At 52.8% G+C, this 24,325-nt stretch carries 21 protein-coding genes, 4 tRNA genes, 1 pseudogene and 1 CRISPR repeat array; of the genes and pseudogenes, 9 read left to right on the top strand and 17 right to left on the bottom strand.

From position 1 onward, the window contains the following. Positions 1–192: 192 nt before the first annotated feature. From rlmN to AC1AY0_RS04520, 10 genes are all read right to left on the bottom strand, one after another. Positions 193–1,362 carry a dual-specificity RNA methyltransferase RlmN gene (gene rlmN, locus AC1AY0_RS04565; protein WP_476524901.1) on the bottom strand — a complete coding sequence of 390 codons (1,170 nt, stop codon included), beginning with the start codon at positions 1,360–1,362 and terminating at the stop codon, positions 193–195. A gap of 141 nt (positions 1,363–1,503) precedes the next feature. After that, on the bottom strand, positions 1,504–2,490 hold the full coding sequence (locus tag AC1AY0_RS04560; RefSeq protein ID WP_476524902.1) for a phosphatidate cytidylyltransferase: 987 nt from the start codon (positions 2,488–2,490) through the stop codon (positions 1,504–1,506). A 23-nt stretch (positions 2,491–2,513) separates the two neighbouring features. Further along, positions 2,514–3,065, bottom strand: coding sequence for a ribosome recycling factor (gene frr / locus AC1AY0_RS04555; RefSeq protein ID WP_152209601.1), 552 nt, complete (start codon positions 3,063–3,065; stop codon positions 2,514–2,516). A 70-nt stretch (positions 3,066–3,135) separates the two neighbouring features. Next, positions 3,136–3,876, bottom strand: coding sequence for a UMP kinase (pyrH, locus tag AC1AY0_RS04550; RefSeq protein WP_476524903.1), 741 nt, complete (start codon positions 3,874–3,876; stop codon positions 3,136–3,138). 178 nt (positions 3,877–4,054) lie between these two features. Further along, entirely contained in the window at positions 4,055–4,906 is an 852-nt protein-coding gene (gene tsf, locus AC1AY0_RS04545) for a translation elongation factor Ts (protein WP_476524904.1), read from the bottom strand. 79 nt (positions 4,907–4,985) lie between these two features. Then, complete coding sequence (gene rpsB, locus AC1AY0_RS04540) at positions 4,986–5,819, bottom strand: 30S ribosomal protein S2 (RefSeq protein WP_476524905.1); 834 nt, start codon at positions 5,817–5,819, stop codon at positions 4,986–4,988. Positions 5,820–6,335: 516 nt separating this feature from the next. Next, the gene (gene def / locus AC1AY0_RS04535; RefSeq protein ID WP_476524906.1) at positions 6,336–6,815 is read right to left on the bottom strand and encodes a peptide deformylase; all 480 of its coding nucleotides are present in this window, start codon (positions 6,813–6,815) and stop codon (positions 6,336–6,338) included. Positions 6,816–6,822: 7 nt separating this feature from the next. After that, entirely contained in the window at positions 6,823–8,883 is a 2,061-nt protein-coding gene (locus AC1AY0_RS04530; RefSeq protein ID WP_476524907.1) for an AMP-dependent synthetase/ligase, read from the bottom strand. 64 nt (positions 8,884–8,947) lie between these two features. Then, positions 8,948–9,433, bottom strand: a complete 486-nt coding sequence (locus tag AC1AY0_RS04525; protein ID WP_476524908.1) for a hypothetical protein — start codon at positions 9,431–9,433, stop codon at positions 8,948–8,950. Positions 9,434–9,662: 229 nt separating this feature from the next. Beyond that, on the bottom strand, positions 9,663–10,784 hold the full coding sequence (locus AC1AY0_RS04520; protein WP_476524909.1) for a GuaB3 family IMP dehydrogenase-related protein: 1,122 nt from the start codon (positions 10,782–10,784) through the stop codon (positions 9,663–9,665). 129 nt (positions 10,785–10,913) lie between these two features. Here AC1AY0_RS04520 and AC1AY0_RS04515 point away from each other — a divergent pair, with 129 nt between their 5' ends. Both AC1AY0_RS04515 and AC1AY0_RS04510 read left to right on the top strand, forming a co-directional pair. Further along, a complete protein-coding gene (locus AC1AY0_RS04515) occupies positions 10,914–12,131 on the top strand; it encodes an NADP-dependent isocitrate dehydrogenase (RefSeq protein ID WP_476524910.1) in 1,218 nt (405 codons plus the stop codon). 141 nt (positions 12,132–12,272) lie between these two features. After that, entirely contained in the window at positions 12,273–13,952 is a 1,680-nt protein-coding gene (locus AC1AY0_RS04510) for a substrate-binding domain-containing protein (RefSeq protein WP_476524911.1), read from the top strand. Between the two features lie 13 nt (positions 13,953–13,965). On the opposite strand, the gene AC1AY0_RS04505 is transcribed toward AC1AY0_RS04510, so the two are convergent. After that, positions 13,966–14,688, bottom strand: coding sequence for a M23 family metallopeptidase (locus AC1AY0_RS04505; RefSeq protein WP_476524912.1), 723 nt, complete (start codon positions 14,686–14,688; stop codon positions 13,966–13,968). Between the two features lie 410 nt (positions 14,689–15,098). Here AC1AY0_RS04505 and AC1AY0_RS04500 point away from each other — a divergent pair, with 410 nt between their 5' ends. The 4 genes from AC1AY0_RS04500 to AC1AY0_RS04485 all read left to right on the top strand — a co-directional run bounded on the left by AC1AY0_RS04500 (position 15,099) and on the right by AC1AY0_RS04485 (position 16,606). After that, on the top strand, positions 15,099–15,818 hold the full coding sequence (locus tag AC1AY0_RS04500) for a hypothetical protein (protein WP_476525972.1): 720 nt from the start codon (positions 15,099–15,101) through the stop codon (positions 15,816–15,818). Positions 15,819–16,298: 480 nt separating this feature from the next. Further along, positions 16,299–16,371: transfer RNA gene (locus AC1AY0_RS04495), tRNA-Asn, on the top strand. A 43-nt stretch (positions 16,372–16,414) separates the two neighbouring features. Continuing rightward, a tRNA-Asn gene (locus tag AC1AY0_RS04490) sits at positions 16,415–16,487 on the top strand. A gap of 43 nt (positions 16,488–16,530) precedes the next feature. Next, positions 16,531–16,606, top strand: a tRNA-Asn gene (locus tag AC1AY0_RS04485). A gap of 139 nt (positions 16,607–16,745) precedes the next feature. Next, positions 16,746–17,380: a CRISPR direct-repeat array (repeat unit 33 nt; unit sequence ATTTCAATCCGCACCCTCCGTAAGGAGGGTGAC). Positions 17,381–17,709: 329 nt separating this feature from the next. Here AC1AY0_RS04485 and cas2 read toward each other — a convergent pair. The 6 genes and pseudogenes from cas2 to AC1AY0_RS04455 form a co-directional block, all read right to left on the bottom strand. Continuing rightward, positions 17,710–18,000: a CRISPR-associated endonuclease Cas2 gene (cas2, locus tag AC1AY0_RS04480; protein ID WP_476524924.1), complete on the bottom strand. Its 291-nt coding sequence runs from the start codon at positions 17,998–18,000 to the stop codon at positions 17,710–17,712. Between the two features lie 5 nt (positions 18,001–18,005). Then, positions 18,006–18,752: a CRISPR-associated endonuclease Cas1 gene (cas1, locus tag AC1AY0_RS04475; RefSeq protein ID WP_476524925.1), complete on the bottom strand. Its 747-nt coding sequence runs from the start codon at positions 18,750–18,752 to the stop codon at positions 18,006–18,008. 501 nt (positions 18,753–19,253) lie between these two features. Then, a pseudogene (gene cas3 / locus AC1AY0_RS04470) lies at positions 19,254–21,062 on the bottom strand (CRISPR-associated helicase Cas3'); the annotation flags it as partial. Positions 21,063–21,300: 238 nt separating this feature from the next. Then, positions 21,301–21,957, bottom strand: coding sequence for a GNAT family N-acetyltransferase (locus tag AC1AY0_RS04465; protein WP_476524926.1), 657 nt, complete (start codon positions 21,955–21,957; stop codon positions 21,301–21,303). A gap of 129 nt (positions 21,958–22,086) precedes the next feature. Further along, complete coding sequence (locus AC1AY0_RS04460) at positions 22,087–22,275, bottom strand: hypothetical protein (RefSeq protein WP_476524914.1); 189 nt, start codon at positions 22,273–22,275, stop codon at positions 22,087–22,089. 179 nt (positions 22,276–22,454) lie between these two features. Continuing rightward, positions 22,455–22,536 (bottom strand) — tRNA-Tyr (locus AC1AY0_RS04455). Between the two features lie 195 nt (positions 22,537–22,731). Here AC1AY0_RS04455 and AC1AY0_RS04450 point away from each other — a divergent pair. The 3 genes from AC1AY0_RS04450 to AC1AY0_RS04440 all read left to right on the top strand — a co-directional run bounded on the left by AC1AY0_RS04450 (position 22,732) and on the right by AC1AY0_RS04440 (position 24,257). Next, positions 22,732–22,884, top strand: coding sequence for a hypothetical protein (locus tag AC1AY0_RS04450; RefSeq protein ID WP_476525971.1), 153 nt, complete (start codon positions 22,732–22,734; stop codon positions 22,882–22,884). Between the two features lie 375 nt (positions 22,885–23,259). Next, on the top strand, positions 23,260–23,466 hold the full coding sequence (locus tag AC1AY0_RS04445; protein WP_476524915.1) for a hypothetical protein: 207 nt from the start codon (positions 23,260–23,262) through the stop codon (positions 23,464–23,466). Between the two features lie 482 nt (positions 23,467–23,948). Then, positions 23,949–24,257, top strand: a complete 309-nt coding sequence (locus AC1AY0_RS04440; RefSeq protein ID WP_476525970.1) for an Abi family protein — start codon at positions 23,949–23,951, stop codon at positions 24,255–24,257. The last annotated feature ends 68 nt before the right edge of the window (positions 24,258–24,325 follow it).

Here is a 24,325-nt window from a genome sequence, read left to right as displayed (position 1 = left end):
CGTTATTTCTTGCTGTTTCAGACTACCTATCGTCCATTACATGAGCCGTCAATGGTTCTGCATTATGAGAGCCAAGTATGCAAAAAGTCGGCTCTCAGCAGGTTCTCAACGCAATGTGGCGCGCTGCGATTAGCTGAAAACCGACTTTTTTAGATGGACAGATGGGCAGTAGGCAGTGGCTTACTGCGCTGCTTACTGTTCTTTGGCAGCAAGCTGGCCGCATGCACCATCGATGTCTTGACCGCGCGTATCTCGCAGTGTTGCGGTAATGCCGGCATCATGCAGGATTTCCAAGAAACGCTTTTCGTCTTCCGGTTTGGAAGCCGTCCACTTCGAGCCTTCAATCGGATTCAGTGGAATCGGGTTCACGTGAGCCCAGTTGTCACCGTAATGGTTCAGACGCTTGGCCAACAGCCGTGCGTGTTCGGCCTGATCATTGATACCGCGCATCAGTGCGTATTCAATGCTGACGCGTCGCTTTGATGCAAGCCAGTAATCGTGAGCTGCATCCAGCACCTGGGTGGTGTTGAAACGCTTGTTCATCGGCACCAACTCATCGCGCAATTCGTCGCTTGGCGCATGCAGCGATACGGCAAGTCGTACCGGAATGCCTTCAGCAGTGAGCTTTTTAATGCCCGGTACCACGCCCACAGTGGAAACGGTGATGTTGCGCGCGGAGATGCCGAAACCTTCGGGAGGCATCGCGGAAATCTGGCGTACCGCGGAAAGCACTGATTTGTAGTTGCCCATAGGCTCACCCATGCCCATAAACACGATGTTGCTCAGTCGACCTTCTCCTCCAGCAACCTCGCCATCGCGCATCATTTTCGCAGCTACTCGAACCTGCTCCACGATTTCGCCGGCAGACATATTGCGGGTCAAGCCAAGTTTTCCGGTTGCGCAGAACGGACATCCCATGCCGCAGCCAACCTGAGAGGAAATGCACAACGTGGTACGAGTCGGATATCGCATCAATACGGATTCGATGAGAGAACCGTCGAACAGTCGCCACAGTGTTTTGATAGTGGTGCCTTGATCGGCTACCTGACGAGTGACTTCAGTAATCAGCTGGGGGAAGAATACTTCAGCTGCTTCCGCTCGCTTTGCCGCAGGAAAATCAGTGAATTCCGCAGCATTCACATCGAAATGACCGTAATAATGATTGGCGAGCTGCTTGGCTCGGAATTTCGGCAATCCAAGTTCCGCAACTTTGGCAATACGCTCTTCAGGCGTCATGTCCACAAAGTGCAGCGGCGGCTTGCCGCGGCGAGCATGATCCTTGGAAAGCACATCGCGGAATGCACCAGAAGTGCCGCCAGGCGTGATGCCTGTTTCCGGAGTATCAGTTTCGCGTGTAGTCATATGTCCACTTCGCTCTCGTCAGAAATCAAATACGAACAAGTTCATTCCGATGTGCGTTGCCACATCGCAACAGCAATGGCGCCTCACCATTATCGAGAGAGACGCCATCATTAGGATTCGTTGCAACGAACGAATAGTCGTTTACAGGCCAGTGACCCACAAAAGAGCGCATGTAAATGGCGCGCTCATCAGAATAGAATCCACGCGATCCATGACGCCACCATGGCCCTTCAGCAGATGGCCCATGTCTTTGATGCCAATGTCTCGTTTCAGCATGGACGCGCATAAATCACCGAACGTACCTACCGTGCCAATCAGCACGCCAGCAACAATCGGAACCCACCAACGAGTGGCCCATGCAGAAGAATCATACGTGCACGCGAACACAGCAAATGCGCCTGCCATAGCAAACAGCATCGAACCAATCAATCCTTCAACGGATTTCTTTGGCGAAATGCGCGGGCTGAGCTTATGCTTGCCCAACCATGCGCCGGCGAACAAACCGCCGGTATCGGAAAGAGCAGGCAAGAACACCAGCATAATGGCGTGTGCAACCGGATGATTATTGAACGTAAGCGGGATAATAATGCAGCTCGCCAGCAGTGGAATGTACAGTACCGTGAGCACTGATACTGCCACATGACTCAAACGCGAATGATGCAGTTCTCCACCATCATGGTTGAAGGAAGATTCCAAACGTGCGCTGGCATCTGTGCTGGACAGTTTGCCGGCAACGGCAAGAGAAAGACGATTACCAACGCTGATTTTTGCACTAGCCGCAATAGCAACCAGAATAATGGAAACGATGACGCTTAAGGACATCGTGATGAGATGATACGGCGCATAATATGTGGCAATCAGTGTGACAGCAGAGCAAAGCCACAGCATGATTACTGGAATATGCAGGCCCACGGTGGCGAAATCCACTCGCAGCTCCCACAATGCCAGAATCATGAACACAACGACCAACAGCACGAACAGGTCGATGCTGAATAGTAAGCACCCTAAAATCAAGGCGACCAGTACCGCAGCTGTGCCAATAGCCTGAGGCATATTGCGGCCGGTTTTCTTGTTAATCTGATCGAGTGCCTCTTCGGCCTCTTCGTGCAGTTGTTCGTTACGTTCCATAATGCGTTCCAGATCTGGTCTTCTCAGACCTCCATGATCTCCTTCTGCTTGGTTTCCAGCAGAGCATCGATCTCATCGGTGATGGACTTGGTGACCTTGTCGAGGTCCTTCAGCAGGCGATCGCCCTCATCCTCGCCCATATCGCCATCCTTGACGGACTTGTCAATGGTTTCCTTGGTCTTGCGACGAATGTTGCGCACTGCAACCTTGCCGTCCTCAGCCTTGCCCTTGGCGAGCTTGACATATTCCTTACGGCGGTCCTCGGTCAGCTCCGGCATAGTCAAGCGGATGACATTGCCGTCGCGGTTCGGGCTGATGCCGAGATCAGAGTTGCGAATGGCCTTCTCCACGGCAGCAGCCTGAGAAGCATCGAACGGGGTGACAGCAAGGGTGCGCGGTTCAGGCACACCGATGGAAGCCACGGCCTTGATCGGAGTCGGAGCACCGTAGTAATCAACCATGATGCCGTTGAGCAGAGCCGGGTTTGCGCGACCGGTGCGGATGCCGGAGAAGTTCTCCTTAGTGTTTTCCACGGTCTTGGCCATCTGTTCCTTGGCCTGATCGATAAGAGACATGTTCACTCCTTGTTGTTGGACTGTGGTGTTCTTCTATGAACGCTTGTTATTCGATTGTAGGCGCTGAAATTCACTCGGCCACGCGCGACTCGGCGGTGGAAACCAGAGTGCCGATTTCTTCACCCACGAGGGCGCGAGTCACGTTACCTTCGCCTTCCAGGCCGAAGACGCGAATAAGCTTGCGGTTGTCGCGGGCCATAGACAATGCTGCTGCATCCATAACGGCAAGATTGTCAACCAGTGCACGCTTGTAGCTCAGAGTAGCGAAACGCTTAGCTTCCGGATCCTTACGCGGATCAGCAGTGTAGACGCCATCCACACCGTTCTTACCCATCAGCACTTCATCGCAGTGAATTTCCAGAGAACGCTGAATGGACACGGTGTCCGTGGAGAAGTACGGCATGCCTGCACCAGCGCCGAAAATAACGACGCGGCCCTTTTCCAAGTGGCGAATAGCCTTGAGCGGAATATACGGTTCGGCAACCTGACCCATGGTAATGGCGGTCTGCACGCGAGTGGACTGGCCCTCCTGCTCGAGGAAATCCTGCAAAGCGAGGCAGTTCATCACAGTGCCGAGCATGCCCATGTAATCGCCGCGAGAGCGATCAATACCGGCCTGCTGGAGTTCGGCGCCGCGGAAGAAGTTACCGCCGCCAACAACGATGGCAACCTGCACGCCCTGCTGCACGGCAGGAACAATCTCTTCTGCAATACGGCGAATCACATGGGTGTCAATACCAACCTTGCCGCCACCGAATGCTTCGCCGGACAGCTTGAGGAGAACCCTACGCGGCTTATCGCTTTCAGTCATTTATGTTGCCTTTCCTTGAATCCACGAAAAGTGCCTAAAAATATCCGTAGATAAGGGTATCGGCTTACAGAGACACCCCCGTGCAACGACACCCTCAACAAAAAACGTCATCCAAAGAAATTGATCTTTGGATGACGTTTGTAACTAATGCATGAGGCGCATCAGATGAGCACTATGCTCACTCCTCTTCGCCCTTGCCGACCTCGATGCGAGCGAAGGCAGTAGCCTTGCCGCCCACTTCCTCGAACAGCTTGCCGACGGTCTTGGACGGATCCTTGACGAACGGCTGCTCGAGCAGCACGACTTCCTTGAAGAAAGCGTTGAGACGGCCTTCGACGATCTTCGGGATGATCTTCTCCGGCTTGCCCTCAGCCTGGGACTTCTCGGTGGCCACGCGGCGCTCGGACTCGACGACATCGGCCGGAACATCCTCGCGGGTCAGCCACTTGGCGCCCATAGCGGAGATCTGCAGAGCAGCTTCGTGAGCCACAGCAGCGCCAGCCTTGTCGGTAGCGATCATGGCGACGATGCTCGGCGGCATCTCAGCGGACTTCTTGTGAGCGTAGATTTCGACGTGCTCGCCGGAGATCTTGGCGAACTGGCCGACCTTGACGTGCTCACCGAACAGTGCGGCAGCCTCTTCGATGGCGACCTTGACGGTGGAATCGCCAGCCGGAGCGGCTTCCAGCTCTTCAGCGGTGTTGGCCTCAGCAGCCACAGCGTAGCCGAGCACTTCGTCAGCGAACTCAACGAACTTCGGGGTCTTGGCCACGAAGTCGGTCTCGGAGTTCAGCTCGACGGCGTAACCGGTCTCACCGTTAGCGCCTTCGACAACCTTGGAAGCGATGGTGCCTTCCTGAGCCTTACGGCCTTCGCGCTTGCCAGCTGCGGCAATGCCCTTGGCGCGAATGATTTCCTTAGCGCGGGCGACGTCGCCTTCGGCCTCAGTCAGGGCCTTCTTGACGTCGAGCATGCCGGCGCCAGTGTCCTCACGAACCTGCTTAATCAGTGCGGCGGTAATTGCTGCCATTGATTTTTCTCCTTTAAGAAGATATTGCTTACCAAAACGGATGGGAAGCGCTTATTCAGCCACTTCCCATCCTAGAGCATCACTCGGCCTTTGCAGCCTCAGTTTCGCTCTCGGCGGCGGCCGAAGCGGCAGCCTCAGCAGGAGCCTCGTTGGTCAGAAGTTCCTTCTCCCAAGCGGCCATCGGCTGCTCAGCGGACTCGCCAGCGGCCTTAGCAGCCTGGCCGGAACGCTCCAGCAGGCCTTCGGCGACTGCGTCAGCCATCAGGCTGGTGAGCAGTTCGATGCCGCGGATGGCGTCATCGTTGGCCGGGATCGGGTAATCAACGATGTCCGGATCAGCGTTGGTGTCAACGATGGCCACAACCGGGATACCCAGCTTGTGAGCTTCCTCAACAGCCAGGGATTCCTTGGTGATGTCGACAACGAACATTGCGGACGGGGTGCGGTTCATGTTACGAATACCGCCCAGCTGCTTGTTGAGCTTGTCCTTCTCGCGCTCGAGCAGGAGGAGCTCCTTCTTGGTCAGGCCGGAGCCGTGCACGTCGGTGAAGTCCATTTCCTCAAGTTCCTTGAGGCGGTTGACGCGCTTGGAAACGGTCTGGAAGTTGGTCAGCATACCACCGAGCCAACGCTCGGAGACGTACGGCATGTTCACGCGGGTGGCCTGAGCAGCGATAGCTTCCTGAGCCTGCTTCTTGGTGCCGACGAAGAGCACGGTGCCATTGTGAGCAACAGTGGTCTTGATGAAGTCGTATGCCTTGTCGATCATGTCGAGCGACTTAAACAGGTTGATGATGTGAATGCCGTTGCGCTGGGTGAGGATGAACTGCTTCATCTTCGGGTTCCAACGACGGGTCTGGTGGCCGAAGTGCAGACCAGCCTTCAGCATTTCGCTCATAGTAATCTGAGCCATGGTATTACTACCTTTCTTGTCGGTTCTTGCCTGGCCATGCGCACCTGCGTGCAGCTGCTCCCCCATCTAAGATGAGAGCTTGCAGCCGACCGACACAGGCCGTCGCGAGCATGACGCGAATTTGTTGTGTACCGGTTGACAATATTGGGTGGTTCCGAACGCCTGCGACTGCGTCCATCGCCGGGGTGGCACACATAAGTCGCAAGCATATCACCCTGTGTGGAAATCAGCCACACACAGCGCAATCAATCATCTTTGACTGTTTGTCAATCATCTTTGACTGTTTAACTGCAGGATAACCAACACCGACTGTAGGAAAAACGTTACCGACTGTAGGGAAACCAACATTGACTGTAGGGAAACCGACGTTTTTTGTAGGTTTCCCTACAGTCAATGTCGAAAAACCTACAGTCAATGTTGGTTTCCCTACAGTCAATTGATATCTGGATACTTGATATCTGAGAGAAATCCCGTTTGATATTTGATATCTAAATATCTGAAGGAGACTCCGCGAAATCAACGATTACGCATAGCTCGCATAGCAGCGCGGCGTTCTTCCTTCTCCAGACGATCAAGGTAGACGTGACCATCCAAATGGTCGCATTCATGCTGAAGCATGCGCCCCATCAAACCGTGGCCCTCCAGCACTACTTCCTTGCCATCCAAATCGATGCCGCGCACGCGTGCATAGTCAGCTCGACGAGTCTTGTACCACAATCCAGGCACAGACAGGCACCCCTCGTCCCCATACTGCTCACCGGAGGTCTCTTCGATGACCGGATTGAGAATGTAGCCAATCTTGCCGTCGATATTGTAGGAGAACGCCCTCAGGCTGACGCCAATCTGGTTAGCGGACAATCCAGCGCGGCCAGGATCATTCACTGTTTCCAACAGGTCTTCCACAAGGCGGCGTACTGCTGGGGTGATTTCCTTGATTTCGTCGCAAGGCGTGCGCAGCACGGGATCTGGTACGACTCGAATCTCACGAATAGCCACTTGTGTTTTACTCCTCAGTTGTATTGGCACTGGCATCCGACGGAGCGGTTTCCGCATCGTCAGCGGTCTCAGCTTCCGCCTTGGACTTCTTGATTTTCTCCTGCACGCTAGCAAGCGAATCAGACACGCTGCTCTTCATCTGTTCCGAAGCCTGCTTCATCTGTTCAGACGCTTGCTTAACCTGCTCTGATGCCTTCTTCACCGTTTCCGACGTGCTATCAATGATTTTCGCAGTAGCGGGCAACGGCTTATTAGATGGCTTAGGCGCATACAGGTCGTTTTCGATGATGTCAGCATAACGCTGCAGCACCTTGGGGCGTACGACCTTCATGCTTGCGGTAAGAGTGCCACGATCCTGGCTGAATTCCTCGTTCAGAACCACGAACTTGCGCACGGATTCCGCACGGGAAACATTGGCATTAGCCTGATCAACATACTGCTGGATAAAAGCGCGCACAGCATCATTATCCTTAGCTTCATCAAGGGTCATGTCGGCATTCAGACCTTGACCAGACAACCACGAATGCAACATTTCAGGGTCGAGTTCAATCAATGCTGAGACGAATGGCTTACCATCGCCAACTACCACGGCATGTGCCACAATCGGGCAAGTGTCAATGATGTCTTCCATTGGTGCAGGGCTGATGTTCTTGCCGCCAGCGGTGATAATGATGTCCTTCTTGCGCCCAGTGATGAAAGTGAAGCCCTTATCGTCAATGCGTCCCAAATCACCCGTCTTAATCCAACCGTCCGGAGTCATAGCCTCAGCGGTGAGTTCGGGCTGCTTGTAATAGCCGAGGAACACGTTCGGGCCAGTCAGTTCGATTTCATCATCGTCGCTCAGACGCACACCCATGCCAGGACCAGGCTTGCCAACCGAGCCGACCTCATTATCGTCTTCCCAGTTAACGAGCATAGGCGCGGCAGTTTCAGTCATGCCATATCCCTGAATGAAAGTGATATCGTCCATGCCATTGAAGAAATGAGCCAAATCAACATTCAGCGGAGCGCCACCGCAGGCAAGCCACCTTAGATTCGGACCAAGTGCGGAACGAATCGACTTACCGACTGTAGCCATGTAGAAGGAATGGCGCAGACGCTCAATCGGAGAATGTCCGCGACCAGCCTGCTCATCCTTGCTCCACTTAACAAAATGCTTCACCGACTGGGCGAAAATATAGCCCTGAATACCAGCGCCAGCCTTCTGGGATGCCGCGTTATACACCTTCTCGAACACTCGAGGCACACCCAAGAGATATGTTGGCTTGAAGCTACGAATATCAGCCAACAGATGCTTGGCATTGGGAATATATCCCACTACGCCGCAGCCGCCGATGCACACGTATTGGATATAACGCGCAAAGCAATGCGCCAGCGGCAGGAAGAGCAGCAGACGATTGTCCTGATACAGCATGCCGTTCAGAATCTCGTATCCGTTCAGCACGATATGCGTGTAGTTGCGGTTAGAGAGCATAGCCCCCTTCGGCTTACCAGTAGAACCGGATGTGTATACCACGGTGAGCAGATCGTCTGCCTTGACGCGTGCGATGGCGGCGTCCAAATCCTCATCGCTGACGCCGTGTCCGAAATCGGCAACAGCATCAAGACCGTCTGCCTTGAAATTGAACACATACTTCATGCTGGGATGGTTGGCACGAATCTGTTCAAGCGTTTGCGCGCGTTGGAAGTCTCCAGCGAAGGCAATAGCCGGATCCACTTCTTCGATAATGCCTGCGGTCTGCTTGGCGGAGTCTGTTTCATATACAGGAACGACTACGGCGCCAATAGCTGCGCAGGCAAAATCGGCAACACCCCACTCATAGCATGTGGGCGAGTAAATCAACACCATGGTGCCGGCTTTCACACCGAGCCCCAGAAGGCCTTTAGCCACCTCGCGCACGCGAGCCAGCATTTCAGTGGAAGTCACGCTGTGCCATTGATGGGTGTCATCATCCTGCCACTCGGCGATAGTGTCATCTGGAGTGCGGGCCGCTCGCTTGGCAAGCAACGAGAAGACAGTATCTTCGTCAGTGGTGACGTACCTAGGTTCTTCAACATGTTCACGCATACGCTCCACTATAGGCGAAACGCGATATGACTACGCTCACCGCCACAATTGGATTCTTGAAGAATCACCCCAGATCAGCAAAGACACACATCCAACGCGACCCGATAAAGCGGAATTTCATATTGACCCGGAGATTTTCCTGACCAATAGTCATAAATACCGCCAATTCCATGGTTCTTTCACTGGTAATCATGCCATCGATAAGGCTAGGTACCGTGGGAAGATAGCAGAATTTCGCCTTAATTTCCGGATGCGTCAGCATATGAACATCCAGCAACTGATGCATGGTTTGCAATCGATCCAAGCATGGTGCAGTCAGTGCGCGCTGTAGTCTATCTACGCTCAGTTTGCCGCGAATTGCATCAGCGCAATTGCAAGCGATTCTGCAGGCAGCCATAGCCATAGTGTGGCACTCTTGCGCATCCATATTGCATGGGAATAGCGGCTGAATATGGTACCGAATAGGCCTGTCTGAAAGCTCTACAGTAATAAAGCCGTCAAAGCTCGGCAACGGTTCACGATGATTTTGGAAGAACGTATAGTATTCCATCGGCGATCACCTTTGATTCCCTTCTTTTCTCAACCCAACCCCCATCGGTTGAATTTATGTATAACCACATCACGAAAAATATGGTGAGTCAAAACGAATCAGCCTAACGAATAGAAACGCCCGCAAAACCAGACAGACTATAAATAACTGTCCATTTTGCGGGCGCGTGTCGCTTTTTTGTTTTGCTACCAGCTATGTGCCTATAACCAGCAGCTCAGTCACCAACGCATCAGGCGGAATACGGATTGACCACCATGCCGCAGCGCTGGAAGTTCTTCACGTCAACATAGCCAGTGGAAGCCATGGCGCGCTTCAGAGCACCAATGAAGTTGGTCTTGCCATCAGCCTGATGGCTCGGTCCAAACAGAATCTGCTCAAGCGGTGCCACAGTACCGACTGTGGTGCGGTATCCGCGCGGCAGGGTCTGATGGCGAGCTTCCGAACCCCAATGGGTGCCCTTGCCCGGAGCCTCAGTAGCGCGAGCCAACGGAGCGCCAAGCATTACGGCATCAGCGCCGAGAGCAAGAGCCTTGACGAAGCTGCCGGAATCGCCCATGCCGCCATCGGCAATCACCTGAACATAACGGCCACCGGACTCATCCATGTAGTCACGACGAGCTTCGGCAACATCGGCAATGGCAGTGGCCATCGGTGCCTGAACGCCCAGCGTCTGACGAGTAGCGGAAACAGCGCCGCCACCGAAACCAACCAGCACGCCAGCAGCTCCGGTACGCATCAAGTGCAGGGCTGCAGTGTAGTTAGCAGCGCCGCCGACAATAACCGGCACGTCGAGATCATAAATGAACTTCTTCAGGTTCAGCGGCTCATGCGACGAGGAAACATGCTCTGCGGAAACCACCGTGCCGCGAATCACAAACAGGTCAACACCGGCATCGACCACGGTGGAGTAGAACTGCTGCGTACGCTGCGGAGAGAGCGCACCGGCCACAGTCACACCCGCTGCGCGAATCTCATGCAGGCGCTGAGTGATAAGTTCCGGCTTAACCGGCTCAGCATAAATCTGCTGAATGCGGGCAGTGGCTTCTTCTGCCGGCAGCTGGGAGATTTCGTCGAGCAGTGGCTCGGGATTCTCATAACGGGTCCATAGACCTTCCAAATCCAGCACACCGAGAGCACCCATCTTGCCCATCTGAATGGCAGTGGCGGGGCTGGTGACCGAATCCATAGGAGCACCAATCACCGGAACGTCGAATTCATAAGCATCGATCTGCCAAGACGTAGAGACGTCTTCGGGATCGCGGGTACGACGTGAAGGAACGATGGCCACATCGTCCAGCGCATAGCCGAGATGGCCTTTTTTACCCAAACCGATTTCAATTTCCTGAGACATGGTCTCCAGATTATTGCCCGGGACGGACGCCCTAAGCCCAGTGTCCATATTCTCGAATGGCGGATTGCCTCGTTACAAACATGCGATATGACTGGAAACATTGGTGCAAAGAATCTACCAGGAGGAAGCATGGCCAAAATCAAGGTCGAAGGCACCGTTGTTGAACTTGACGGCGACGAAATGACCCGTGTGATCTGGAAAGATATTAAGGACAGGCTTATCCTGCCGTATCTTGATGTGAACCTTGACTACTACGATCTGGGCATCCAGCATCGCGATGAGACCGACGATCAGGTGACCATCGACGCCGCCCACGCCATTCAGAAGCATCATGTGGGCGTTAAGTGCGCCACCATCACCCCTGATGAGGCGCGCGTTAAGGAATTCGGCCTGAAGAAGATGTGGAAGTCTCCTAACGGCACTATTCGCAACATCCTGGGCGGCACTATTTTCCGTGAGCCGATTGTGATGAGCAATGTGCCGCGTCTGGTTCCTGGATGGACCAAGCCAATTGTGGTGGCCCGCCATGCGTTCGGCGACCAGTACAAGGCCACTGATTTCAAGGTGCCGGGCGCCGGCACACTGACCGTAACCTTCACTCCTGAAGACGGTTCCGAACCCATTCAGCACGTGGTGTACAACTACGGACCAGATGGCGGCGTGGCACAGGTTCAGTACAACGTGAACGATTCCATCCGTGGCTTCGCCCGCGCATGCTTCAACTACGGCCTGATGCGTCATTACCCGGTATATCTGTCCACCAAGAACACGATTTTGAAGGCGTACGACGGCCAGTTCAAAGATATCTTTGCTGAAGTTTTCGAAACCGAATACAAAGATAAATTCGCTGCTGAAGGTTTGACTTACGAGCATCGTCTTATCGACGACATGGTGGCCAGCTCCTTGAAGTGGCACGGCGGCTACATCTGGGCTTGCAAGAATTATGACGGCGACGTGCAGTCCGATTCCGTGGCACAAGGCTTCGGCTCGTTGGGCCTGATGACTTCCGTGCTGATGACCCCAGACGGCCAGACTGTGGAAGCTGAAGCCGCTCATGGCACTGTGACTCGCCATTACCGCCGTTGGCTTAAGGGCGAGAAGACCTCCACCAACCCGATCGCATCCATCTTCGCTTGGACCGGTGGTCTCAAGCACCGCGCTGACCTGGATGGCACACCCGAGGTTCGTCACTTTGCCGAGACTTTGGAGAAGGTCATCGTTGACACTGTGGAAGGCGGTCAGATGACCAAGGATCTGGCCATGCTGATTGGCCCGGATGAGCCGTGGCTGGATACTGAAGGCTTTATGAACGCATTGGATGAGAATCTGCAGAAGGCTCTTGCCTGATGTAACAAGTTTCACCCCTGATTCATCCCGGATATGTGCTGTTATTCTGCACGTATCCGGGATTTTTCATATTCCGTCTACTACAATCGAGGCACAGTGTGTTGTTTACCGTTTTCTGCTTTGAGGAGGGTTCGTTCACTTATGGGGTTCGTACGCCGCTCTGTCACCACCATTACCGCCATCGCCATCACATGCGCTATGGCGCTTTCGTTGACTGCGTGTACCTCCAATTCCAGCGAACAATCATCAACTGATTCCTCACAAACCACACTGACTTCCTCATCCATGGGAGCTGCCGCCATCTTCACTCCTTCTGATGGCATAACGCTGAATCAGCAAACCCCACTGAATAAGTGGGCCAAACTCACTCCTGAACTGACCAGTGCGCTCACTGATTACGGTTTCAAGAAAAAGAACATTACGCACACGACTTCTGATTCGCTGGACAAGCAAAGCCGCGCTATCCAGGATTATGTCGTAGATCATCTCTCCGATAAAGCCACTACTGATGATTCAGGCATTACGCTTACCCCTGACAATATGACTCTGCTGGTGGCGCCCGTAGTCACCACCGATGATTCCACCCGCCAGTATGGCGACTACGTAAGTCAAGAGCTCAGTACCGAAGATGCCACCAGCGAGGGATCTGCCAATGCTGACAGCAGCTCTGATTCCACTGATTCTTCTGGCTCCTCTGACAACAGTGACAGCGGTAGCAGCGATGACAGCACTAACGACACTGCGGACGATTCTGATGCCGACGACGCAGATGCAGCCACGCAACAGCAGGCAGTCAAACGACTGATTTCCGCGCTTAAGCTTGCACAGGAATCTGGCATGCATGTCATATTGATGGCCAACAGCATTGAAGGTTACAAGCCAGATGCCTTCGTGCAATTTTCTGATGCGCGTACTATCGGCCATCTTCAGGCAGAGAAAATGGCCGCCAAGCTTGAGCTTGATAAGGCAAGCAAGGACAATCCAAAGCATATCGAAGTAATGCTGCCCTATACGGTTTCCGATGGCACCGACACCAATGGTGATTCCACATTTGCCGAGGAAGCATTCCGCGGTATTTGGCAAGTGCTTGGCTCGTACTACGAGAAAGGCGTCGTCGTAAGCCCCTCAGGCACGCTTACCAGCAATTCAACTGAAAAAGACTGGATGAGCGTATCCTACGACGTCAGCAAGGATGGAGCCACAGGGCGCGTTCTAGCCAAACGATTGGAAAAGCTCAGCAGTTCTGACGCCCCTACGCGAATCGACGGCATTATTGCCATGAACGACTATATTGCCTCCGAAGTGGTGAAGGAACTCGACGATCTGGGATATACCGGCTCGGCAGCAGATATTAATCCGCAAATCACCATCTCCGGCATCGTTGGCAATATCACCGGCAAGAAAGACCTGACTCGCCAAGCGGTACCCGATCCAATCAAATCTCCTGAAAATGACGATTCCAGCAGCAATCAGAACAACAGCGGTTCAGCCGATGACACCGATGCAGCCAAGGACGCTCAGTGGCCATTGGTCACTGGGTATGGCGCATATATTTCCAGTATTCCCTCTGTTGTGAACGGCAAGCAATGGATGACCGGTATTGAGAACAGGCAAGTTCTCGCAACCAATATCGCTGAAATGTGCGGTCGTCTCAATACAGGCAAATCAGTGAATTCGATGACATCCGTGCGCAATAGCGAAGTCGGCGGAATCAAGAAGGTTCCAACGCTGAGCGAACCTGTTCTGGCTGTGAGCGCCAGTAATCTGAAGGCCACCCTGATTGACCCCGGATACATTACACTGGCAGACGCCGGCCTGTGACGCGTCTCTGCAATCATTCCTTGAGCACAATTTTGTATTGCACTATAGCCGCCTCAGGATCCAGATAGTCATCGGCACCGCGTTTCAACCCCCAGTGAAGACAACTATCCGCACAATGGTCAGAATCACCTTGCACAGCGCCGAATAGATCCCCTGCTGATACGGCAGTTCCCACTACTAAATCTGTAATAGCTGGTTCAAACGTAGAGGTCACTCCCCCGCTATGCCTAATGCTCACTACATCTTTACCACCCACACGCCCAGCAAAGCTTATAGTTCCCTCACGTGGCGCTGCAATAGCATCACCTTGATTCGCAACCAAATCGACACCACGATGACCTGGTGCCCAAGGTGTTACTGGACGATCAAATGATTGGCTAACATGCGCATTGCCAATAGGCCAATCGTATTTGGCGGCACACAATTGGCCAATCTGCCGCTCCAATGCAGTCATATCGGTGAAATCAGCAAGAGTCAATCCTGACTGATTATGTGCAGCAATCTGTGTGGACGCGCAATCCTGTGCCGTACCAGCATCCGTACCAGCATTGTTGACAGATCGTTCCTCAAAAGAAAGACCTATCAACAATGCGAGCAACAAACCAATCAACGTCGCTGCTGCCAGCCAAGCATCTCGTATGGTTTGCTGTTGCTCATCTTGTTCACGGTCTCGTTTCCGCTTGAGCGCAGCACGACGAGCTGACTGCTTGCGCCAGTCAAACCAGTATCCATTCATTGTCTACCCCTTGCTTGTGAGTGGCTGCACTGCCACGTTTATGTAGGCCAGCTCCGTTGCCGGTACCTCCACATTGCGGGATATTGTTGCACCTTGTCCAGCCGAAACGGGGTATGTGGTTCTAGCTTGCTAAGTTATCCACATAGCGGAAGTTATTTTGCAAAAGTAGGGCGTGTAGCAAACACGCAAATCAAACAAACCATACATGCCGATAGAAGAACTCCTGATGCCGACCGACAAATGTCATAATGAAAGGCAGCTTGCTTGTTCGAATGACGAACCAAGCAAGTTATAGGCATCACAACAGTGCCGCAGAACGCCACAGCCTTGGGAGTTGAGCATCAATGAAGATATGTGAAGTTCCTCTAACGGTAAACATATTCAGCCAAGGCAACATTGAATCATTGACCATGGTTAGCGTCTCTGTCTTGGGGCTGGCTGCCACCGTGGTGCTGTCAATATGGTTTTTTCGCAAACCCGGTGCTTGGCGAAAGTATCCGCGTTCTGCTGCATGGTACGTAGCGATTGCAGCGATTCAGATTTTTATTATCGTTGCTCTTTTCACAACTATGGGCCCGTTTAATCGAGGCGTATCTCGCCGAACGCTGGAAGAAACGTGCGGCGTCTCGCATATGCACGCGGAGGGCGGCAAAGTCTTCGCATGGCTTGAAGACCCCGGATACCCATATCTCGGTGATCAAACCCGTTACGGCCCGATATGGTTCGACTACGATGGAGAGACAACTTCCGGCGGCGTAACGCTGCAGAATGATACGGCAGCGTTGTATGTGGGCGAATATAGCAAGAATATCGACGTAAATGTTCACGACGTCGGCGAAACCATGCTCACGCATCTTTTCTTCATGGCGCTAGTTATGCTGCTGATGCTACTCGTGGCATTCATCATGAACAGCAAGGACACCCTTGTTCGAGATGCTCCGTATGCACTGCTGATTACATGGCTATGCGTATTTATTGCGGCGATAATGACAGCCGTCAGCGTTCCTGTGGTTGATGCTCGCTGGGTGGCTCTTACGGCAGTGGTCTTGATTATGGAAGACGCTGTGGCCTTTACAGCTCCGTTCATATTCCTGCGTTGGCTTCGGTCCCGTAAGCGAAACAGCGTATAGACCTTTTCTTGACGTAGCAGTATGTGAGCAGTTCCATCCATTGAACTGTTCACATAGAATCATTAGTTTGCAAATTCCTCCCCCCATTTTCAGATGCCGGAGTGCCAAAAATTGTCTGCCGGACATCACAGAGTGACATAGAACTTCGTCAAATGATGCGAACCGGCCACGCAATGGCCCTTTGACATTAATGACAACTTTGAATGAAGGAACTCTCCTGCTCTTGGCCTTCGACCATCATTGAAAGCATTTCGGTGAAGCGATTATGCCAAAGGCTGGCTTTATGACTTTAGCTAGCACGAACAATGATGTTGGCAATCCATTCTGCGCCCTACTGGCTTCGCGAACATCCCAATACCGGATTCAAAAACAGGCGAAATATAACGCGACATGCCCTATACGCGCGCGATTTGCATTTTCATGTAAGCCATGTAAGATATGTGACTTGTGCGCGAGAGAAATCTCAAACATAACAGCCATTCCTGCGTAGCTCAGTTGGCAGAGCATCCGACTGTTAATCGGACGGTCGCTGGTTCAAGCCCAGCCGCAGGAGCTCACCTGATTGGATTACTCCAACCGGGATGAAAATTGAATATTCCTGCGTAGCTCAGTTGGCAGAGCATCCGACTGTTAATCGGACGGTCGCTGGTTCAAGCCCAGCCGCAGGAGCTCACCTGATTGGATTACTCCAACCGGGATGAAAATTGAATATTCCTGCGTAGCTCAGTTGGCAGAGCATCCGACTGTTAATCGGACGGTCACTGGTTCAAGCCCAGTCGCAGGAGCCATCCGAAACCCCTTGAAAACCAAGGGGTTTCTTCGTATTTGAAATTTTTTTACAACGTCAGACTATCCTCGACAGTCAAATCATGTCCCCCAGTGAAAAAGACGGCTCAGCACACTGTCCAAATTCACGTTCAGCACGCAACTGCAATCCGCACCCTCCGTGAGGAGGGTGACCCGCCGGCGCGGGGAAATTGACGACCGAGAACTGATTTCAATCCGCACCCTCCGTGAGGAGGGTGACACGAGGAATCAGCCAATTCCACGACCTGCCAGACATTTCAATCCGCACCCTCCGTGAGGAGGGTGACTACATCTACGAGTAACCGTGATGGCATACGTCAAATTTCAATCCACACCCTCCGTGAGGAGGGTGACCTCGTCTACCACGTACATGCCGTGCCTCATCTCATTTCAATCCACACCCTCCGTGAGGAGGGTGACGACATGCCCGGTAAGAGGACCGCTTTCCAACACGGATTTCAATCCGCACCCTCCGTGAGGAGGGTGACATGACCAGCCTGCTCGGCTATATCCAGCAGCTCATTTCAATCCGCACCCTCCGTAAGGAGGGTGACCGCTTGTGGGAGCAGTCTGACGAGCCTGATCTGGTATTTCAATCCGCACCCTCCGTAAGGAGGGTGACACGGTAGCGGAGATTTCATCATACGCGCCATTCGATTTCAATCCGCACCCTCCGTAAGGAGGGTGACGAGATCACGCAGACCTATGAGCTGACCACCAGCGTTTCAATCCGCACCCTCCGTAAGGAGGGTGACCGCATCCATGAGATAATAAATCCGCATTCCGGACAGAATACTCACGAATGGTTGCAGTGTATCATTTTCACACTCTTAAATCATCCGCAATCCCGCCCTACATCCTTCATAATGAACAGTCATCAAAGTCGCTATTGAGTTATCAAGCCACAAGCGGCACCAGAAATACTCCCACCCGCCACAATATTTACGTGTATTGGCATCATCAGAGGTGCGAACCTCTAATGTTTTTATGACAACTCACCCATCGCACCATCCGAAATACAACACTTTTCATCACCTAACGTCCGTGCCGAAGTCAAGTGAACTACTCACTACAACCAACCAACTCATACCAACATGACATCATCAACTGGAACATGTCGTTGCCTACCAACGTACTCGATACGATTCGAATATTTTGCCCCAAGATTATAGAAACGAAGACTATCTGCCTCCACGTCAACAATGTCATCTAATTCATGGCGCAGCTGCAAATAATCCGAAGGCGAAACCGAACATTCGAATACGCTATTTTGCACGCGCTGCCCATATTTCATGCAAGCTTTCGCTACAAGCCTCAAACGCCGACGCCCCGGGGCCGTTTCAGTATTCACATCGTATGCGACCACAACCATCATCGTCATCACTTCCACATGAATGGAGGATAAGCGTCCAAATCTCCGCGTATGCATCGTGCTAGCAACAATGCCTGTACATGCGGGACCAATCCCCACGGAATCTTCTCCCCCAGGAAAGGATGCGTAATCTGCTCAGTTTTCCGCCGCTGCCACGCAGTAAGCACAATCTTGCGCCCTGCATCAGTCAAAAACACGCCACCGTTCTCTCGTTCTTCAAAATGAGAAGTCCGTACGGCACCAGTGTTGACCAATGTCAACGCAAAACGATCGGCCACAACCGGACGGAACTCTTCCATAAGATCCAAAGCAAGAGACGGTCTCCCCGGCCTATCAACATGCAGAAATCCCACATATGGGTCCAAACCGACTCCTTGCAGAGCTGCGACACAATCGTTAGTCAACAAAGCATACATGAATGACAACAACGCATTCATCCTATCCAAAGGAGGACGTCGACTTCGTTCCTCGAAGAAGAACGAGTCCTTATCCCGAAGGATCAAATCATCAAACACAAAGAAATAATCTTTTGCAGCCTTGCCCTCAACACCTCGCACCTCATCAACAGAAGAACATGCTGTGATTCTTCCTAATCCATCTTTCAACAACGCACTCTGTTGTGTCAGACGCTCCATATTCACCCGCAACGCATGATCGCGTTTCGTGCGCTCCACAACCCAACGACAGTTGAACACTTTCCCAACAGCAGCCACATTCTCCAACTGCAGTCCCAACTGAGACGAATACAGACTCATATCTCGCAGAACATAGCAGTTTTCTTCCGCAGCTCCAGCTCCGCTCCCAACCGGTAATATTGCCCCTGCCGACTGCAGTTTCTCAAGATGCTGCGGCCATACATTGACTGCGTACTTGCCTAGCTTACGGAACAACATGCGGTCAATATCGCCTTGCTCCAATTGATTGCATAGTCGTTCACCTTCGTCACCCAACTCGCTGTCGGACAACGGAATATACACCGGCACCGTTGGCGTATCAATCAACCTAAACAGCCGTGCGATGCGTTCAAAAGGCATCCCCATGCCACAACCATGCAAAGTAATAATTCGATGCACATCGAGAGCATCATTACCGACAACTTTATTTTTGCCAGTATCATCCAGCATTCCCAGCAGTTTGCCAAAATATGTGCGAACCGCATCATTTGAAATCAAATCTGAGCATCGATCAGCAGTCTCACGATATGCCACAAGATTCTGCTGCAGGAATGGTGCCTGGCCACCTTCAGTGGAGAACACATACACCAGGCTCTCCGATGCAGCACGTTTGCCTTCGCGATTACACCGGCCTGCCGTCTGAATAATCGAGTCAAGTCCTGTCTCTTCACGATAAGCAACCGGGAAATCAACATCAACGCCTGCTTCAATCAGCGAGGTGGAGACTACACGGCACGGCTTCCCTGCTGCAAGACGTTCTCGAATCACATTGAGCAGACGTTTACGATCGGCGGCGCATTGCAGTGTAGTCAAGCAGAAGGTTCCTTCCGCATTGTCTCCCTGAGCAAGCCTGCCATACAGATACTGCGCTTTCTTGCGCGTATTTACCACGCACAACACTTGCGTATAATCATCCAGTTGATCCGCGAGCGCATCCAATTCAATGCTTCCAATACGCTCCACTGTCACACGACGGAATTCCTCACGCTCAGCATCCGAAAATGGCGATATTTCCGAAATCTCAACGGAATCCTTATTGCTGAACGATTGATCAAACAATGATTTGAGCTCAGGTTGTGTGGCGGTACAAAGCACAGCTGTTACACCATAGTGTTCCACAAGTTCGGCTATCACCTTGACGCACGGCCGCAAATATGGGACCGGCAAAGTCTGTGCCTCATCAAACACAATGACGGAGTTTGCGATGTTGTGCAGCTTGCGGCAACGCGATGTTTTGTTCGAATATAGGCTTTCGAAGAATTGCACTGCTGTAGTAATCACAATCGGTGCATTCCAATTTTCCGCTGCAAGCGCGCGTTTGAGATCAGTTCTGTCCATATCGGACTCGTCTTTGAGTTGATAAGGCGCTTCCGAGTAATGCGGCAAAACGGCATCTTCGCCGAAAAGCTTCTCAAATTGGCTGACCGTCTGATCAATAATCGATGTGTAAGGAATCACATAGATAACCCGTTGCAATCCGTGAGTGCGCGCATGTTCGAGTGCGAATGTGATTGACGAAATAGTTTTGCCACTGCCCGTGGGAGCCGTAAGCGTATACAGCCCGGGCGTGCACGACATGTTCTGCCCCTGATGCAAGCATTGCGCAAGCAGATCACATCGTTTGATGTCAAGAGGCGTCTTATGAGGATTATCGAGATATCGCCGGGCCACGTTTTCTATGGCATCAGTCAACCGTTCTATTTTGTCCTGATTCTCCGCCCGGTATTCGTCGGAAGCTTTCAACGCCGTTTCGCGCAGCACATTCCACGATGGAGCCTGCTCCCCCGCCACTTTTCCCAAGCCCAGCTGTTCTTTCAAATGAGTCAACAGTTGATGTTCGGTACGATCTTCACGATCAGACGTGAAGAACTCAGCATCAAGACGATCCCCGTCCACTAATGCCGACAACATCATACGGGTAAGCATCATATCGGAATAGCATTGGTTATCCCTCAGCTGCTTGGACTGAGGATTCCTCTTTGGGACGGGCATGGCTGCTGCAGACAATACTGATTGAGGAATGTGCAGTTGCCCTTCCCACGCGCAAGCTAAAGCAAGTGGATTATTGCCGCCAGCGGCAAAGGCCCTGTTCATACGAGCACTGAACGTCGATCCTTCCAGCTCCCCTGAGCTTCCCCAATCAGCTAGGCCTGTATGGTGGCCAGCCACCGCTAAGGCTGCTGCACAACGGCGGTGCTGAATCAACAGCATCGCTCCAGCCGTGGAATGATCCACCTTGCCAGTATGTTCGGGGTCGCGAATTCTCTTTTGAAAACCTGGAGAATATTTACCGAGATCGTGGAACAAACCAGCCAGCAATCCGTCTTCAAAATGCCCGAATTGCTGAGAGAACCCACCAGCTAAGCATCCAGCCATGCACAGGTGTTCCACACAGGTCTCATATCCATGGTCACTGGTTCGCGCATAAAAAGGACCTGACGAAACAGGCTGGACCACGGATTTTACGGAAATGTTGCTACCCTGCACCTTTGCGTCTTTCTGTCTATACGACTGACTTCCTCTTTCAGGCTACGCCATCGTGCCGCTTTTCAGGGCTATGACGCACACTCCAGCCTGGTTTTATCAGAATCGTGGTCTAACAAACGCATAAATGGAGAAACACGTGTATTTATGTACGCCAACACCAGTTATCTTCTCGGGATACCGAGACCACTAGCTTATTGAGAGATCTTGTGCGCCGCTTGCCATTCGTCCGCTGTAATGATATGAAGACATCATCATGATATGCGTCAATGAGCCCGAAGTAGTCATGCCTTGATTCAAAGACAGCCTTCATTCCACACTTGGCCATCACACGACCGGACTGGACATTCTCCTTGTAGTGCCCACCCCACACGGCGTCTTTGTGCAGCATATCGAAGGCATAACCAAGCACCGCGTTCAACGCCTCAGGCATGTAGCCATGCCCCCAAAACGGACGACCGATCCAGTACCCAAGCTCCAACGCATTCTCACCAAGATACTTACCGTAGCGCTCATTGAGACCCGCATCCGAGCCAACCGGGTCAATGGTGTAATGGCTGACAGGCTTGAGCGCGATGCTACCGACCGGCCCATCCCCGTTGCCTTTGACCGTGACGGCCCAGTTGTTCTCCACCGCGAGAATGCTCCTGATATCGTTCAGACTGCCTTCAATACTGGTATGCGGCGGCCAACCACACAAAAGACCAATCTCCGGATCGGAAGCATATGCGAACAGCGAAGCGGCTTCGGCTTTGTCGTCAACTTTCCACGGACGCAGCAGCAATCGTTCAGTCTCAATCATCCCGCTCACAACAATCCTCCCACCAAATGAAATCAATGAGCCTGTATATTATCACCGGATTGCGGAGCCAAGAACATATCGCAAGGGCACTCTAATGTAAATAGTGGCTTTATTTCACACCACAAGCAGTCAAATATGCACAGGAACAACATTGAGCTTGCTCATATCGGACTTGGATTCGTTCTCACACTCGTCGTATTTCGCAGCCTTGGCCTTCAGCTCCTCGTAGTCCGAGTACCTGGCCTCGATTTCAGCCACACGTTTGGCGAGCGCGCGGCTGAAATCCTTAGAACGTTCGCCGTTCTCAGGCTCGCTCACATGGTTCTCCGGCTCGGTGTTGGCCGTGCTGGCGTCCAGTTCGGGCGAGCATCCGGATCAGGTGCCGGAATCGATGAGCATGAGATGGTGGGGCATGAACCGGTTGCGGAACATGGGTTACTCCTTATGGTTGGTTGAATCGCACGGTTAACGACGCGGTGCGTGACGTCCGTGGGAAGTGGCGGATGCAGGATTCGAACCTGCGAGACGAAACGCAACCGAGTTACAGTCGGCTCCAATCGACCGCCCTGACAATTCACCTTGTTTTCCAAACCAGAGATTGTTATGATACAGCTAACCGGAGGTCCCGCGCAGGCTTGAAATAACAGCCCAAGCGCACGGGAGTGCTTCCGGTTTTCATTTCAAAAGGTTCCGCCTATACCACGTAGTCGGAACCGATACCTCCAAAATACAACTTCGAAACACCATGAACGCCAGAAGACTCATCGTCATAGCATGATTGGTCTTCGCATCACCGGCCTCGCCTGCGGCATTATCTCGGCAGCGTGCACGTTCGCCGGTTTCGAGCCATGGATAGGCGCGCTGTTCGCCATCGCGGCGGGAATCGACTGTCTCACACTCGGTCTGTTCGGGGGCCGTGATGACTGAACTGTATCTAAGCATGACCGAGGTGGCGGTGCGCATCGGCGTCGCCAGGGAGCGCTGTCGCACTACAAGCTGCCAGAGCCCTGATGTGCTCATGAGGAATCGCGAGCACCAGAGCTTTTCTACGTGTGTAGGCAAACCCTCATCTATATATTAGTTATGTCAGCAAAACAAAACAGCAAAAGGAGGTGAACATGAACGAGGTCTGGAAGGCGATTGAACTGATCAGCTCCCTTTCCGGACTAATCCATGATCACCATATGCAAAACACGCATACAGGCTCGTCTCGCTGGCATTCGGCACGATATGTCTCGTCCTCGCCGCCGGCGGACGCACCATCATGGCCGGAATCCCCGGCTATCTCACAGGAGGTGACTGATGACCAAACGTTTCTTAAGCCTCAAGGAAGTCGGCGAACGCCTCGGCGTAAAGAACGCAGCCGCGAAGGGATACAACCTTCCCGATCCTGACGCGCTAATCGGCACGACGCGCGGATGGCTGCCGGAGACCATCGACCAGTGGAACGCTGCCCGTCCCGGCCGCGGGGTCGGTGGAGGCAGACCACGCAAGCGTCCCGAGGAGTAGACGAAAAACAACCCAGGCACCCATGGCGAGTGCCGTTACGGCAAGTGTCCTCCGGGACTTGCGAAGTACACTCTATTTACACTCTATCGCCGCGTAAAATACCGGAATCCACACGGGAAACACCAGTTTTCCGTGAATCGAAAAACGGCGTGGTTCCAACGCTCCGGAACCTCGGAACCCTTGGAAACACGCCGTTTTCGTGGGTCTTTAGACCCTATTTTGAAACGTTGAACTTGAACTCGACCGCATCGCCGAGCTGCATTGCAATTTTTGCCGGCAATAGCCCAGATTCATGTCGCGTACGGCATTGTGGTCATCCCAGCACCGCATCGGCGTGACATGACCACGACTCACTGCCGGTCAGGGCCGGATGTTAATCTCAATACCAACAGCAGCCTTCCACGCCTCCTCACAGTGCGCAACCCGGAGGGCTCTTTTCATATTTGGAGGTGCCGGTGAAGCCCGCGAAGAGTCTGAACGAGATGGTCAAGCTCATGGAATCACGCGGGCTGGCGGTCCCGGACCACGCCGGAATGTGTCGGATCCTGTTCGATTCCAATTACTACCGACTGTCCGGTTATTTCCGTGCGTTTCAGAACGATCCGGCGCATGGGGACAACGATTTCAAGCCGGGAGTCAGCGTCTCGGACTTTCTCAAACCGTATCGGTTGGACACAGAACTGCGTTCCATGATTCTGCGGGGCACGGCCCTTATCGAGTTGACGGTACGATCTCGTTTCGCGTATCTCTGGATTGGCTACAATGTATTGGACGGTTCATTGAGGGACTAGGCAACGAAGGAGTTGATGGTCATGGCCGACCCGAGGCATCCGCGCAGGTTCACGGAGGAGTTCAAAAG

The organism is Bifidobacterium sp. LH_416, assembly GCF_056357055.1.
The sequence above is the reverse complement of the archived record's forward strand: the minus strand, read 5'-3'. Positions and strand labels throughout refer to the sequence as shown.